We start from the raw sequence: 13,627 nt of genomic DNA, 5'->3' as shown, positions 1-13,627 counted from the left end.
GACCCATATCCCCTGTCTGTCGATTTACATCCAACACCGGAGGTATGGATTCCGGGCTCGCGGGCCTGCGGCCCGCGCCCCGGAATGACCGGCTCGTACGTCCGAGCGTCAGCTCACGGGAACAGCGCGATCTGGTCGATCCCCAACCCCTCGGGGAAGCCGAGCATCAGGTTCATGTTCTGAACGGCCTGGCCCGAGGCGCCCTTGACCAGGTTGTCGAGCGCCGCGCCGACGATGGCGCGCCCCGGGCGGCGATCCTTGGCGACTCCGAGGAACGTCATGTTGGAGCCGCGCACGTGGCGCGTGTGCGGCATCTCGCCGAACGGCAGGACGTGCACGAACGGCTCGTCCCGATAGGCGTCGGCCAGGATCGCGTAGAGCTCCTCCGGCCCCTTTCCGTCGGTGCCGCGGACATAGATGGTCGACAGGATCCCGCGGTTCATCGGCACCAGATGCGGCGTGAAGGTCGGCACGACGGTGCGCCCCGCCGCCTTGGAGAACTCCTGGTCGAGCTCGGCCATGTGGCGGTGATGCCCCACGCCATAGGCGTTGAAGCCCTCCGACACCTCGGAGAACAGCATCGCCTCCTTGGCGGCGCGGCCGGCGCCGGTCATGCCCGACTTGGCGTCGATGACGATCTCGTCCGTGTCGATCGCCCCGGCCCGGATCAGCGGCACCAGCGGCAGCTGCGCGCAGCTCGTGTAGCAGCCCGGATTGGCGACGAGGCGGGCGCCCTTGATCTTGTCCCGGTAAACCTCGACGAGTCCGTACACGGCCTCGCGCTGCAGCGCTTCCGCCTGATGGGCGTGGCCGTACCAGCGCGCATAGGCCTCCGGATCCGAGAGCCGGAAGTCGGCCGACAGATCGACCACCTTGGTCTTCGGCGCCTTCTCCAGCAGCGTCGCGATGACGGTCTGGGTCGTCCCGTGCGGGAGCGCGCAGAACACGAGGTCGAGGCCGGCGCTCGGCCAGTCGATCTCGTCGATCGCGACGAGGCGCGGCAGCGCATAGGGCGAGAACTGCGGGAACACGTCCCGCATCGCCTGGCCGGCGCGACGGTCGGCGGTCAGGAGCGCGATGTCGACGCGCGGGTGGCGCAGCAGCAGGCGCAGCAGCTCCGAGCCGGTGTAGCCCGAGGCGCCGAGAATGCCGATATTCGCCTTGTCCGCCATGACCTGTCCTTCCGCGGTCCGGTATTGTCCAGTGCGGCGGACACATAGCCCCTCGAGGGGTCAGCGGAAAGACCCCGCGCAACGCGGGGCGGCCGTGCGTGCGGACCGATGCCGGTCATCCCGGGGCGCGGGCACAACCCGCGAACCCGGGATCCAGCGGAGACAATGGCGCTCGCCGCTGGATTCCGGGTTCGCGAGCCTTCGGCTCGCGCCCCGGAATGACAGCAGCAGACCACCGAGTCCGGAATCGGAGTCTGCGCTCCCCTCAGAGCGCCGGGTTCCAGGCGACCGGCACCAGCCGGTAGCCGGTCCCGTCCTTCTCGACGAAGCCGGTCGCCGGGAACGGGAAGTGGAAGCCCTGCACCTGCATCTTCTCGGCCGCCGCCATGTCGTAGACGCGGCGTCGCGTCGCCTCGGCCTGGGCGGCGTCCATGTCGAACATCACGTGCCAGCCGGGATTGCGCAGGAACAGCGCCGGATGGTTGGTCACGTCCGACTGCACCAGCACCTTGCGGTCGCCGGAGGCGAGCACGAAGGAGGTGTGGCCCGGCGTGTGGCCCGGTGTCGCGATCGGCGTGATCCCGGTCACCACCTCCTTGTCGTGCGGATAGCGCGTGACCTTGTCGCCGAACACGCCGAGCACCCGGCGGGCGTTCTTGAAGTTGCCCTCGATGCCGCTGCCGGCCGGCGCCTTGGCCATGTTGGCGTCGTTCATCCAGAACGCCCACTCGGCCTCCGGCACGAGAATCTCGGCCTTCGGATAGAGCGGCTTGCCGTCAGCGGTCAAAAGCCCGTTGATGTGATCGCCGTGGAAGTGGGAGATGACCACGGCGTCGACGGCCTCCGGCGCGATGCCGGCCGCGGCGAGGTTGCGCGCGTACTGGCCGACCGCGCCTTTCGACTGCTCGAACGCCGCCGGGCCGTTGCCCGGGTCGACCAGCACCACCCGGCCGCCGGTGCGGATGGCGAGCGGGTTGAACACGATCGTCATCTGACCGGGCGTCAGGTAGGCGGCCTGGAGCGCCGCGTCGACCTGGTCCTTGCCAGCGTTCTTCACGAAGCCGTCCGGCATCGGGAAGGTCCGCGCGCCGTCCGGCACCACGGTCACCTCGAGGCTGCCGAGCTTGTAGCGGTAGAACCCGGCGGCCGGCCCGGCCGCGGTCGGCGTGTCGGCGAGCGCGGGCGCCGCCGCCATCGGCAGGCCAACGCCGGCCGCGCCGAGGGCGGCACCGGCCATCACGTTCCGTCGGGACATCTCGCTCATCCTCTTCTCCATGCTCGGGGGTCGCTATGCTCGGGGGTGGTCGTCGGGAAAGCTCTGGGGACGCGGGGGTCGGCGGGTCGGCCGCGCGGCCGCATCCCTCTTACGACAGCCCGGCCGGCGCGCGCACGACACGCACGATCACGCTCCGGTGAACCACTTGAGACCGAGTGCGCCGGGCACCAGCAGCACGGCGGCCCAGACGAAGGCGGAGGAGAAGTTCGCCGCCTGGAAATGCCACCACGGCATCACGAAGATGCCGGCGACCAGCGGCACCGAGGCGCGCAGCGGCCCGAAGAAGCGGCCGATGAAGATCGCGGCAACGCCGAACCGCTTGATGAAGGCCTCGCCCTTGGGCAGCAGCTCGGGATGGCGCGACAGCGGCCAGATACGGGCGACCTTGTCCTTGAAGGTGAAGCCGAGCCAGTAGGACACCCAGTCGCCGAGCCCGGCGCCGACCGCCGCCGCCACCCAGATCGGCCAGAACTCGAGCCCGCCGAGCCCGACCAGCGCGCCGATCCCGATCAGGGCCGCCCAGGCCGGCACGATCAGCGAGAAGAAGGCGAGCGATTCCGCGAAGGCCAGGAGGCCGACCACGGGGGCGGCCCACATCTGGTTGTCGCGCACGAAGTCGATCAGGCTCTGGGTGTATTGTTCAAGCATGTCCGGGAAGAGATGGGAGCCGAGCATGGGCGGAGCCAGGGTCCCGGACGGCGGAACACCGCGGCGGCGTGACGCGGACCGCCTCCGCCCCGGGATCCGGCGGGACGGAACGCCTCGTCCGCGACGATCGCACGGGGGCCGAGGGTTGTCACGCGGCGCGGCGCCGCGGTAGACGAACGCCCCGTGCGACCGCCATTCGCGCAGGAGTTGAGTCAACACCTCGCTATCCGCCCTGCTCGTGCCACAGCGTTGGTGCCACACCTTCGCCCGGCCGCATGGCATAGTGCGGCGATCCCGATTCGGCCGGTCCCGCCGCCGCCGCGCAGGATGCGCAGGCGCCCGGAGCCGCCGTCCGAACCGTTCTTGCGACCCGTCCTTGCGACCCGTCCGCGTGACCGAAGAGACCGACCCGTCCGATGGCCAAGCCCGCCCAGAAGCCCGCGTCCAAGACCTCCGCCGACGACCTGTTCGCCGGCGCCCCGGCCGCCCGCCGGCCGGAGCCGGCCAAGCCAGAGCCGACCAAGCCCGAGCCGCGCCGCGTGCCCGCCGGCGCCGGCGGCGACGGCAACTACACGGCCCAGGACATCGAGGTGCTGGAGGGGCTGGAGCCGGTCCGGCGGCGCCCCGGCATGTATATCGGCGGGACCGACGAGCGGGCGCTGCATCACCTGTTCGCCGAGGTGATCGACAACTGCATGGACGAGGCGCTGGCCGGCTTCGCCACCTTCATCGAGGTGATGCTCGGCGCCGACGGCTTCCTGACCGTCACCGACAACGGCCGCGGCATCCCGGTCGACCCGCACCCGAAGTTCCCGAAGAAGTCCGCCCTCGAAGTGATCATGTGCATGCTGCACGCGGGCGGCAAGTTCGACTCCAAGGTCTACGAGACCTCGGGCGGCCTGCACGGCGTCGGCATCTCGGTCGTCAACGCGCTGTCCGAGACGCTGGAGGTCGAGGTGGCGCGCGGCGGCCAGCTCTATCGCCAGACCTTCGCCCGCGGGAAGCCGCAGGGAGGCCTCGAGACGCTCGGCAAGATCAACAATCGCCGCGGCACGCGGGTGCGGTTCAAGCCGGACGCGCAGATCTTCCCGAAGTCGAAGTTCAGCCCGCAGCGCCTGTTCAAGATGGCGCGCTCGAAGGCGTATCTGTTCGGCGGCGTCGAGATCCGCTGGCGCTGCGACCCGAGCCTGCTCGCCGGCCTCGACGGCGTGCCGGCCGAGGAGACGTTCCACTTCGCCGGCGGCCTCAAGGACTATCTCGCCACGGCGGTGGAGGGCCAGACGCTGGTGCATCCGGATCTGTTCACCGGGTCGAGCGGCCGGCCGGGCCAGAACGGCGCGGTCGAATGGGCGATCGCCTGGACGGCGGACGGCGACGGCTTCGTCTCCTCCTACTGCAACACGATCCCGACGCCCGAAGGCGGCACCCACGAGTCCGGCCTACGCGCGGCGCTGCTGCGCGGCCTGAAGGACCACGCCGAGCGCGTCGGCCAGGGCAAGCGCGTCTCGGGCGTCTCGTCCGACGACGTGATGAACGGTGCCGGCGTGATGCTCTCGGTGTTCGTGCGCGAGCCCGAGTTCCAGGGCCAGACCAAGGACCGGCTCGCCACCGTCGAGGCGAGCCGCATCGTCGAGGGCGCCGTAAAAGATCAGTTCGACCACTGGCTCGCCGGCAACCCCAACCAGGCCAACAAGCTGGTCGACTGGGTGGTGGAGCGCGCCGAGGAGCGGCTGCGCCGCCGCCAGGAGAAGGAGATCGCCCGCAAGTCGGCGGTGAAGAAGCTGCGGCTCCCCGGCAAGCTCGCCGACTGCACCGGCACGGCGACCGAGGGCTCGGAGATCTTCATCGTCGAGGGCGACTCGGCCGGCGGCTCGGCCAAGCAGGCGCGCGACCGCGCGACGCAAGCCGTCCTCCCGTTGCGCGGAAAAATCCTCAACGTCGCCTCGGCCGGCAAGGACAAGCTCGCCCAGAACCAGCAGCTCGCCGACCTCGTGCTGGCGCTCGGCTGCGGCACCGGCGCGAGCTATCGCGACGAGGATCTGCGCTACGAGAAGGTGATCGTGATGACGGACGCCGACGTCGACGGCGCCCACATCGCCTCGCTGCTGATCACGTTCTTCTACCGGCAGATGCCGCAGCTCATCGAGAGCGGCCACCTCTATCTCGCGGTGCCGCCGCTCTATCGCCTCTCGCACGGCGGCAAGACGTTCTACGCCCGCGACGACAAGCACAAGGACGAGATCATGGCGAAGGAGTTCCGCTCCAACGCCAAGGTGGAGATCGGCCGCTTCAAGGGCCTGGGCGAGATGATGCCGCACCAGCTGAAAGAGACGACCATGAACCGCAAGACCCGCACGCTGCTGCGGGTCAAGCTTTTGGCCGAGGACCGCTCCGACACGGCCAAGTCGGTCGAGCGCCTGATGGGCACCAAGGCCGAGACCCGCTTCGCCTTCATCCAGGAGCGCGCCGAATTCGCCTCCGAGGACATGCTGGACGTGTGAGGGCGCTCGGGGTTTGGGCGCCGCCTCGTAGGGTGGGTGGAGCCGAAGGCGATACCCACCGACACGTTCGTGCAAGGCCATGATGGGTATCGCCTGCGGCTCCACCCATTCTACGGCTTATAGAATTACATCGCTTGTTGAGCGTTACGAATGCTCCGAATCCCATCTGACTGTTCGTACTGCGCACGAGGCCACGATTGAAGCTCGGAAGCAATCCGGTCCCTAAGAGCCCAGAACTCCTTCTGATGCTTAAGTATCTTGTTGTAAATATCTTTCAGATCTTCGATTTTGGTCGGCACGAAATCAAATTGGAGGTCCTTATCCGCCGTAAGGTGTATCCTAGCTACTTCTCCGCGCCTATCAACTGTCCACGCATCATGGACGAGCCGGTTCCGTTGCGCCGCAAGACCTTCTGCTTTTCTTGCATGCTTGGACAAGTCCTTTATCAAATCGGCGCTTCCACCGTGTAGCTTAACCAGAGAGAGAAGCGCTCTGAACCGCGGGCCTGGACCGATCATTTGAGCAGTAAGACATGCGCCCGCCTTACGACTGACGTTTGACAGCTCCCATATTGTCTCATTGATGACGAACTCGAAGTCTGACCACATTGCGGCGACCCGGCCAAGCGCCAGCATGTGCTCGTCAAGGTACTCATCGGCGGGATAGTTTGACATTGCGCTCCTTTGCGGTGGCAGAGAGCAAGCGAAGTTTGGTACCAAGCGTATTCCGATTTGAGAGCAAAGAGAACCTGCCCCCTCCCCGGCGTCATGGGCTACAGCTACGATTGCTTTGGTGCCGCGCGAGGTCCGCGATGCCGACGGTGCTTCGAATCTCCGGGTTTCGGTTCTTCTTCTATAGCCTCGAAGGCGCTGAGCCGCCGCACATCCACGTCGAGCGCGGCGACGACGTCGCCAAGTTCTGGCTCGATCCGATCGACCTCTGCGAGTCCCACGGCTTCCGATCGCACGAATTGAACCGCGTCCGGCTTCTCGTGATACAACACCGCCTGTCCTTCCTGGAGGCGTGGCATGTCCATTTCGGCCGTGAAGCGTGACCCGACCGCCGTGGCCGTCGCCGTGACGGACGACCGGCTGGTCGTCACGCTCGCGGACGGGCGCGAGGTTGCGGCACCACTCGTGTGGTTTCCGCGCCTCGTCGACGCGACGGCGGCGCAGCGCGGCAACTGGCGGCTGATCGGCCGCGGCCAGGGCATCAATTGGCCCGATCTCGACGAGGACGTCTCGGTCGCGAGCCTTTTGAAGGCGAGCTGAGGAACGACGGGCGTCGCGGCCAGCCGTAGCCCGGCTCGACCGCCGCGAAAGCCGGGGTCTTTGGCGCGCTACCATCCCGGGTTTCGTTTCACTCGGCCCGGGCCATAAGTTTGCGTCTTCGTAGGGTGGGTGGAGCCGAAGGCGATACCGACCGACAAGCGTTGACGCCGACACGATGGGTATCGCCTGCGGCTCCACCCATCCTACGGGCCACACGCCCCCTCTCTACGCCCGATACCCCCGACGACGCCCGCCGGCGCGACGACGTCCGGCCGCACGCTTTTCTCACATCCCGACACTACAATCATAAATCACGCAAAACTCCATACACACCCTCTGCTTGCGACCGCCTAGCCGCGTCGGCATAGTTGGGCGTGCGAGGTCGCGCCGCGTCACGTCGCGGCCCGCTCAGGGGGAGTGCGTCGCATGGCAGAGCAGAAAGTCGGAAATCCCGCCGTGGTCGGGCTGGCCGGGTTCGGCCTCACCACGATGGTGCTGCAGTTCCACAATGTCGGCTGGATGGGCATCGGCCCGGTGGTGTGGCTCGGGCTGATCTTCGGCGGCTTCGCCCAGATGGTCGCCGGCCTGCAGGAGATGAAGACCGGCAACAATTTCGGCTACTGCGCCTTCACGGCCTATGGCTGCTTCTGGATCGCGCTGGCGCTGCTGCTGATCGGCAACCACTACAATCTCTACGTCTCCAGCAAGAGCGACATCGGCTGGTTCCTGATCGCCTGGACGCTGTTCACGGCGATCCTGTGGGTCGGCGCGCTGCGCATCTCGGGCGCGCTGGCGCTGACCTTCACGCTGCTGCTCGGCGGCTTCATCCTGCTCGATCTCGCCCATTTCGGCTTCCCGGAGCTGACCGTGGTGGCCGGCTACGAGCTGATGCTGTGCGCCGCCATGGCCTGGTACATCATGGCGCATCTGATCTTCGCCGACGTGTTCGGCCGCGACGTCCTGCCGGTCGGCAAGCCGTGGCTGCGCGCCCGTACCGCGCCGGTCGCCGCCGCCGCGCCGCGTCCGTCGGCGGCGCCGGTCGCGACCCTCGAGGTCGCCGGCGCCAAAGGCTGAGCGCCCGCCGCCGGGACCGCAACCGAGATCGGAGACCCATCATGCGTGCATCGAGACTGATCGCTGCGGCTCTCGCGGCGGCACTGTGCGGCGCCGCCGCGCCGCCCGCCGTCGCCGGCGAGGACACTGCCACGCCCGAGGAGGTTGTCGCGAAAGTGTGGGGCGCGGCGCGCTTCCTCAACGAGAAGGGCGCGTCCGGCATCGCCGAGTTCAACAACGCCAGCGGCCGCTGGGTGTGGAAGGACTCCTACGTGTTCGTCTACGACTGCCGGCTCGACCGCATGGTGGCGCATCCGCTGCGGCCCGACCTGGTCGGCCGGCCGATCATGCAGATCACCGACAACAACGGCCGGCTGATCTTCAAGGATCTGTGCAAGGCGGGCGGCGACAAGCGCGGCGGCTGGGTCGAGTATCTGTGGACCCGGCCGGGGGCCGGCGGCGTCTCGCGAAAGATCTCCTACGCGCTCGGCGCCGACATCGCCTTCTCGACCGGCCTGCAGGTGGCGGCCGGCGTCTACGACGACAAGGCCTCGGCGGCGGACCTCGCCAAGCTCACCGACAAGATGGCGGACCCGGCCAAGTACCCGGCGCACTGATCGGTCGATCGAGCCTCAAAACCGACGAAGGATCCCGGCCGTGGCCGGCCGAGATCCTTCGTGTCGCATGGGCAAGCGTGTCGTATGGGGCAGCGCGTACCCCCGCTTCGTTGCTACGCGCCCGGCTTGCCCTTGTGGCGGCGGTGGCCGTCGCCGGCCATCCACTCGTCGATCTCGTCGAACCGCCGAACTCCCACCGGCCGCTGGCGCGGCACTCTCGTTATCTGTCGCATCACTGGTCCACACTGGTATTCGGACCGAAAACGCACGGTCCGAGAAAACGTGACGCCCGCCGAAGGGCGGGCGTGTTCGATCCCGTATATGGGGGCTCACGACGACAATTCGACGGCAGGGCACCGCAACCCTGCTCCGCACCGCCCGCAATAATTGAGATCCGCTTGCCCGCGACCTGCGAATGCAGGGGCCGCACGCGGTTCCGGCCTTCACCATCGGTTAACCATGTTGCGCGACGGTGCATTAACCATCTCTCTCAACCCTTTGTTAACCATGACGCGGCTTCGATCGTGATCGCCGGCCCGACGCTGCTGCGAACCCGGCACCGCGGGAGTGCGTGCCATGGCCTCGAAAAAATACCCACCGCCCCGCCCCGCCGTGGTCGCCGCGGTGCAGCTGCAGGCCGCCGGGCGCCTCGCCGAAGCCGAGCAGGCCCTGATCGCGGCCCTGCGCGAGGACCAGGCGGACTTCTACGCCCTCCACCAGCTCGGCCTGATCTGCTGCGATCGCAAAAACTTCGCCGACGCCGTGCTGCTGCTCGCGACCGCGGTGGAGCGTCGGCCCGACTCGCCCGAGGCGCTGTGCAATCTGGCGCTGGCGCTGCGCGGCCTCGACCGGCTCGACGAGGCGGTCGCCGCCTGCGACGCGGCGCTGGCGCTCGCGCCCGATCACGCCGCCGCCCACCACAACCGGGGCAACGCGCTCCTCGACCTCGACCGGCCGGCCGAGGCGGCCGCCGCGCACGAGCGCGCCGTCGCCCTCGACCCGACCAACGCCGAGTCGCTCTACGGGCTCGGCAACGCGCTGCGCGAGCTGCACCGCTTCGACGCCGCGATGGCCTGTTACGAGACGGCGCTGACGCTCGCCCCTGGCCGCGCCGACATCCGCTTCAACGTCGCGCTCCTGAACCTGCTCACCGGCCGGCTGTCGGAGGGCTTCGCCGGCTACGCGCACCGGCTGGAGAAGCCGGAATTCGCCGAGCTGCGCGGCCGCTTCGCGGCGCCCGCCTGGGCCGGCGAGCCGGTCGACGGCCGCACCGTGCTGCTGCATCCCGAGCAGGGCGCCGGCGACGTCATCCAGTTCGTCCGCTATGCGCCTCTCCTCGCAGCGCGCGGCGCCCGGGTGATCTGCGCCGTCACGGCGCCGCTGAAGCCCCTGATCGACAGCCTCGCCGGGCCGTCGATCGAAGTGACGGTGTGGGATCGCACCGCCCCGCCGGCGCACGACCTCCACTGCCCCTATCTCAGCCTGCCGCACGGTTTCGGCACGACTCTCGACACGGTTCCGGCCGCCGTGCCGTATCTCGCCGCCGCACCAGCGCGGGTCGCGGCGATGGCGGACCGGATCGCGGCCGCGGTGGCGGCGGCCCGGAGCGCGACGCCGGTGGCCGAAGGCGACGGCCCGGCGGACGCGCGGCGGCTGCGGGTCGGCCTCGTCTGGGCCGGCAACCCGGCCTTCGCCAACGACCGCCACCGTTCGATCCCGCTCGCGACCCTGGCCCCGCTGCTGGCGCTGTCGGGCATCGGCTTCGTCAGCCTGCAGAAGGACTTGCGAGAGGGAGATGAAGCCCTGCTGCAGCAGTACCGGGTGGCACAGCTCGGGCCGGACCTCGCCGATTTCGCCGCGACGGCGGCGGCGATCGAATGCCTCGACCTGGTGATCGCGGTCGATACCGCCGTCGCCCATCTGGCCGGGGCGCTCGGAAAGCCGGTGTGGATCCTGCTGCCGTTCTCGCCCGACTGGCGCTGGCTGACCGGGCGCGCCGATTCGCCCTGGTACCCGACCGCCCGGCTGTTCCGACAGCCGGCGCTCGGCGACCGGGGCAGCGTCGCGACCGCCCTGTGCGCCGCCCTGGCGGAGGTCCGGGAGAAGACTCGGGCGGACGCTTCAAGCATCTGAGTTCCCTGCGGCTTTTGGCCCCGATCACGGTTCGGTGTGGCGCCCGCCCGAGCCCTCGCGGCCCGATCGGCGAGCCGCTAGCCTGCGGGCGACGTCGCGGCCGGCGAACGACCGCCCCGAGGCGGCCTCGGACACCGCATCCCCAGACGTGCATCCCCAGAGGAGACCCCCATGTCCTTCCATCGTCGTCAGTTCCTCGTCGGCGGCACGGTCGCCGCCGCGGCCCTGCTCGGCCCCCGCGTCGCCTTCGCCCAGACGGCGGCGCCGTCCGGCCCGTTCAAGCTCGATCCGCTGCCCTACAAGAACGATGCGCTGGCTCCACACATCGATGCGAAGACCATGGAGATCCACCACGACCGTCACCATCAGGCGTATGTGAACAACCTCAACGCCGCCCTGAAGGACCACAGCCAAGTGGCTCAGATGTCGCTGAAAGACATCCTGGCGAAGCTCAGCGAGATGCCCGAGGCGATCCGCACCGCGGTGCGCAACAACGGCGGCGGGCACGCCAACCACACGATGTTCTGGCAGGTGATGGGACCGAACGGCGGGGCGCCGTCGGGGGCGCTCGCCGAGGCGATCCAGCGCGATCTCGGCGGCCTCGACAAGCTCAAGAGCGATTTCAACGGCGCCGGCGGCCGGGTGTTCGGCTCGGGCTGGGTGTTCGTCACGGTCACGCGCGACGGCAAGCTCGCGATCGAATCGAAACCCAACCAGGACACGCCGCTGATGGACGGCAAGATGGTGCTGTTCGGCAATGACGTGTGGGAGCACGCCTATTACCTCACCTACCAGAACCGCCGGCCCGATTACCTCGCCGCGTGGTGGAACGTGGTGAACTGGGGCAAGGTCGGCGAGCGCTACGCCGCCGCCACGGCCGGCACGCTGGCGATCTGATACCAAGGGGACAGAGCCTCGACCGTCATCCTGAGGTGCCCGGCAAAGCCGGGCCTCGAAGGATTCGGCCCGGGCCGTCGCCCTTCGAGGCTCGGGCTTCGCCCGAGCACCTCAGGGGTGACGGGGAAGAGTCGATCGTCAGGCCCTTTGGTAGGACGCGGCGCGGCCGGCCCGCAGAAAATAATCGCGCCTTTTCAAGGATCGCGAGTCCCGCCGCGGCGGGACTTGCTTTACACTCCGTAGCTATACTCGTTGGGGATGGGGGCGGCCCGGCGCCGCGAACGAGCGAGCGAGGTTTCCGATGTCGAGGTTTCTGCGAGGCGCGGCCCCGGCGGCCGTCGGCGTGGCGCTCCTGTTCACCGCTGCCCTGCCCGGCTCCGCCGCGGCCCAGACCGCCGTCGGTTGCGCGCCGTATTGCGACTTCCGCCACTACTACGGCACCTACACCTACGACTATGTGCAGCGCGGCATCTATTGCGCCCCGATCTGCGACGCCTTCGGCAACTGCGTGCCGGCCAAGACCTGCGTGCGCGCCCCGAACGCGATCCCGAGCACAGCGACCGTGACCTATTACGACCCGACCATCGCGACCCCGGGCGTCGTCGGCCCGCGCCGGATCGTGCGCTCGACCGCCGCCCGCTCCGCCACGGTCCGGGTGCGGCCCTACCGGCCGCAGCGCTGAGGCTCGTACCCGGGTCGAGACCGCGAATCGGATCCGCTCGCCCGAACCGTAAAAAACGCTCCCGCGAGGCGGGCATCGAGAGGCCGGGCATGGAGAGAATGCGAAACGCCCCGCCGGGCGGGCGCGGGCAGAACTGAAAACGCCCCGCGGAGCGGGGCGTTCGGGGCCGTGTTGGCCGTCGGTGGGCTGTCCTTCGCGCGATGATCAGTCGTCGCGATACACCCGCTCGCGCCGCTCGTGCCGCTCCTGCGCTTCGAGCGACAGGGTGGCGATGGGGCGCGCCTCGAGGCGCTTGATGGAGATCGGCTCGCCGGTCTCCTCGCAGTAGCCGTAGGTTCCGTCCTCGATCCGCTGCAGCGCGGCGTCGATCTTGGCGATCAGCTTGCGCTGGCGATCGCGGGCACGAAGCTCGATGGCCCGCTCCGTCTCGGACGAGGCACGGTCGGCGAGATCAGGATGATTCTGGTTCTCGTCCTGCAGGTGCTGAAGTGTTTCCTTCGCTTCCCGCAGAATATCGTCCTTCCATGAAAGCAGCTTGTTGCGGAAGTACTCGCGCTGCCGCTCGTTCATGAAGGGCTCTTTGTCCGTAGGTCTGTAAATCCCGTTCGTTTCCAGGCGCATGACACGCTCACTCCCACGCGGCCATCCCGTTTCCCTCCCGATCGACTTCTTTGGTCGATTCATCGGCGGATGCGCACGCTATATACAAGCGTTGCGACATAACGACAACAACAGATTGGATTAATCCTGCCGCTCTTCGTTCAGTAAAGTATATGTCGGTGCGGCAAGGAGAAGCGTCGTCGCGCGAGGCTCCGTCGCGCCCCCGCGATACCGCCGGGCCGCCATTCGCAGGAGGATTTAGTTACCACCTTCACGCGAATTATTCCGCGATGCGGCGAATCGGCTCGATTGCTCCAGGGTGCTCCCGAACTGCCGTCACACGCTACCGAGCGGCTTGAGCTTGGCGAGTTCGACCTCGACCCGAAGCTCGATCTCGGCGAGGACGCCGTCGAGGCCGGGGTCGCCGGTCGTCTCCTTCAGGCCGGCCGCGATGGCGGCGAGCCGGCCGAGGATGGCGGGATCGAGATTGCCGGAGAGCAGCGCGAGCTTCATCTCGTCGAGCACGTCGAGGGCGGAGCGGCCACGCAGCACGGCGCGGCGACGCCGCTCGGTGGGGTCCTCGACGCCCTGGAGGGCGAGCAGCGCGTCGATGCCGGTCAGCGCACGGGCGCCGCCGCTCGCCGAAGGCCCTTGCGGCTCGTCGGTCGCCGGCAGGGAGAAACGGCCGGTCCCGGTGCGCCGGACCGTTGATCCGGGCGTCGTCGAGGCGGGTCCAGTGGGGCCGGTGATACGCATGGTCCGTCGAGTCCTCCGAGA

14 protein-coding genes are annotated in these 13,627 nt (G+C 68.6%); 8 read left to right on the top strand and 6 right to left on the bottom strand.

Annotated features, from left to right (window positions below; all coding sequences use genetic code 11):
• Positions 1-113: 113 nt before the first annotated feature.
• The 3 genes from argC to ABTU92_RS05110 all read right to left on the bottom strand — a co-directional run bounded on the left by argC (position 114) and on the right by ABTU92_RS05110 (position 3,123).
• Positions 114-1,172, bottom strand: coding sequence for an N-acetyl-gamma-glutamyl-phosphate reductase (gene argC, locus ABTU92_RS05120; RefSeq protein ID WP_408088305.1), 1,059 nt, complete (start codon positions 1,170-1,172; stop codon positions 114-116).
• Positions 1,173-1,437: 265 nt separating this feature from the next.
• The gene (locus tag ABTU92_RS05115; protein ID WP_408088303.1) at positions 1,438-2,436 is read right to left on the bottom strand and encodes an MBL fold metallo-hydrolase; all 999 of its coding nucleotides are present in this window, start codon (positions 2,434-2,436) and stop codon (positions 1,438-1,440) included.
• A gap of 138 nt (positions 2,437-2,574) precedes the next feature.
• Positions 2,575-3,123, bottom strand: a complete 549-nt coding sequence (locus ABTU92_RS05110; RefSeq protein WP_408088301.1) for a DedA family protein — start codon at positions 3,121-3,123, stop codon at positions 2,575-2,577.
• Between the two features lie 389 nt (positions 3,124-3,512).
• Here ABTU92_RS05110 and parE point away from each other — a divergent pair, with 389 nt between their 5' ends.
• Positions 3,513-5,597: a DNA topoisomerase IV subunit B gene (parE, locus tag ABTU92_RS05105; RefSeq protein ID WP_408088299.1), complete on the top strand. Its 2,085-nt coding sequence runs from the start codon at positions 3,513-3,515 to the stop codon at positions 5,595-5,597.
• A 125-nt stretch (positions 5,598-5,722) separates the two neighbouring features.
• On the opposite strand, the gene ABTU92_RS05100 is transcribed toward parE, so the two are convergent.
• The gene (locus ABTU92_RS05100) at positions 5,723-6,271 is read right to left on the bottom strand and encodes a hypothetical protein (RefSeq protein WP_408088297.1); all 549 of its coding nucleotides are present in this window, start codon (positions 6,269-6,271) and stop codon (positions 5,723-5,725) included.
• 137 nt (positions 6,272-6,408) lie between these two features.
• Between ABTU92_RS05100 and ABTU92_RS05095 the strand changes: the two genes are divergently transcribed.
• From ABTU92_RS05095 to ABTU92_RS05065, 7 genes are all read left to right on the top strand, one after another.
• Positions 6,409-6,651: a DUF4160 domain-containing protein gene (locus ABTU92_RS05095; protein ID WP_408088295.1), complete on the top strand. Its 243-nt coding sequence runs from the start codon at positions 6,409-6,411 to the stop codon at positions 6,649-6,651.
• On the top strand, positions 6,626-6,868 hold the full coding sequence (locus ABTU92_RS05090; protein WP_408088293.1) for a DUF2442 domain-containing protein: 243 nt from the start codon (positions 6,626-6,628) through the stop codon (positions 6,866-6,868). Before ABTU92_RS05095 ends, ABTU92_RS05090 begins: the two co-directional genes overlap by 26 nt.
• Positions 6,869-7,294: 426 nt before the next feature.
• Positions 7,295-7,942 (top strand): acetate uptake transporter, encoded by a 648-nt coding sequence (locus ABTU92_RS05085; protein WP_408088291.1) that lies wholly within the window; start codon positions 7,295-7,297, stop codon positions 7,940-7,942.
• A 41-nt stretch (positions 7,943-7,983) separates the two neighbouring features.
• On the top strand, positions 7,984-8,538 hold the full coding sequence (locus ABTU92_RS05080) for a cache domain-containing protein (protein WP_408088289.1): 555 nt from the start codon (positions 7,984-7,986) through the stop codon (positions 8,536-8,538).
• A 576-nt stretch (positions 8,539-9,114) separates the two neighbouring features.
• Complete coding sequence (locus ABTU92_RS05075; RefSeq protein ID WP_408088287.1) at positions 9,115-10,671, top strand: tetratricopeptide repeat protein; 1,557 nt, start codon at positions 9,115-9,117, stop codon at positions 10,669-10,671.
• A 171-nt stretch (positions 10,672-10,842) separates the two neighbouring features.
• A complete protein-coding gene (locus ABTU92_RS05070) occupies positions 10,843-11,568 on the top strand; it encodes a superoxide dismutase (RefSeq protein ID WP_408088285.1) in 726 nt (241 codons plus the stop codon).
• A 301-nt stretch (positions 11,569-11,869) separates the two neighbouring features.
• Complete coding sequence (locus ABTU92_RS05065) at positions 11,870-12,250, top strand: hypothetical protein (RefSeq protein ID WP_408088283.1); 381 nt, start codon at positions 11,870-11,872, stop codon at positions 12,248-12,250.
• Between the two features lie 204 nt (positions 12,251-12,454).
• Here ABTU92_RS05065 and dksA read toward each other — a convergent pair whose 3' ends face one another.
• The gene (dksA, locus tag ABTU92_RS05060) at positions 12,455-12,871 is read right to left on the bottom strand and encodes an RNA polymerase-binding protein DksA (RefSeq protein ID WP_111356778.1); all 417 of its coding nucleotides are present in this window, start codon (positions 12,869-12,871) and stop codon (positions 12,455-12,457) included.
• A 315-nt stretch (positions 12,872-13,186) separates the two neighbouring features.
• A complete protein-coding gene (locus tag ABTU92_RS05055; RefSeq protein ID WP_408088281.1) occupies positions 13,187-13,606 on the bottom strand; it encodes a flagellar assembly protein FliX in 420 nt (139 codons plus the stop codon).
• Between the last annotated feature and the right edge of the window lie 21 nt (positions 13,607-13,627).

Source organism: Rhodoplanes sp. SY1, assembly GCF_046000175.1.
Taxonomy (GTDB): domain Bacteria; phylum Pseudomonadota; class Alphaproteobacteria; order Rhizobiales; family Xanthobacteraceae; genus Rhodoplanes.
Note: the sequence above shows the minus strand (reverse complement) of the source record. Positions and strands in the feature narration are given on the sequence as shown.

What these genes read in the sequence shown, in the direction of transcription:
- ABTU92_RS05100 (WP_408088297.1), bottom strand. Translation starts at nt 6,271, where the DNA reads ATGTCAAACTATCCCGCCGATGAGTACCTTGACGAGCACATGCTGGCG.
- ABTU92_RS05065 (WP_408088283.1), top strand. Translation starts at nt 11,870, where the DNA reads ATGTCGAGGTTTCTGCGAGGCGCGGCCCCGGCGGCCGTCGGCGTGGCG.
- ABTU92_RS05070 (WP_408088285.1), top strand. Translation starts at nt 10,843, where the DNA reads ATGTCCTTCCATCGTCGTCAGTTCCTCGTCGGCGGCACGGTCGCCGCC.
- ABTU92_RS05075 (WP_408088287.1), top strand. Translation starts at nt 9,115, where the DNA reads ATGGCCTCGAAAAAATACCCACCGCCCCGCCCCGCCGTGGTCGCCGCG.
- ABTU92_RS05110 (WP_408088301.1), bottom strand. Translation starts at nt 3,123, where the DNA reads ATGCTCGGCTCCCATCTCTTCCCGGACATGCTTGAACAATACACCCAG.
- ABTU92_RS05055 (WP_408088281.1), bottom strand. Translation starts at nt 13,606, where the DNA reads ATGCGTATCACCGGCCCCACTGGACCCGCCTCGACGACGCCCGGATCA.
- dksA (WP_111356778.1), bottom strand. Translation starts at nt 12,871, where the DNA reads ATGCGCCTGGAAACGAACGGGATTTACAGACCTACGGACAAAGAGCCC.
- ABTU92_RS05090 (WP_408088293.1), top strand. Translation starts at nt 6,626, where the DNA reads ATGTCCATTTCGGCCGTGAAGCGTGACCCGACCGCCGTGGCCGTCGCC.
- ABTU92_RS05115 (WP_408088303.1), bottom strand. Translation starts at nt 2,436, where the DNA reads ATGAGCGAGATGTCCCGACGGAACGTGATGGCCGGTGCCGCCCTCGGC.
- argC (WP_408088305.1), bottom strand. Translation starts at nt 1,172, where the DNA reads ATGGCGGACAAGGCGAATATCGGCATTCTCGGCGCCTCGGGCTACACC.
- ABTU92_RS05085 (WP_408088291.1), top strand. Translation starts at nt 7,295, where the DNA reads ATGGCAGAGCAGAAAGTCGGAAATCCCGCCGTGGTCGGGCTGGCCGGG.
- ABTU92_RS05080 (WP_408088289.1), top strand. Translation starts at nt 7,984, where the DNA reads ATGCGTGCATCGAGACTGATCGCTGCGGCTCTCGCGGCGGCACTGTGC.
- ABTU92_RS05095 (WP_408088295.1), top strand. Translation starts at nt 6,409, where the DNA reads ATGCCGACGGTGCTTCGAATCTCCGGGTTTCGGTTCTTCTTCTATAGC.
- parE (WP_408088299.1), top strand. Translation starts at nt 3,513, where the DNA reads ATGGCCAAGCCCGCCCAGAAGCCCGCGTCCAAGACCTCCGCCGACGAC.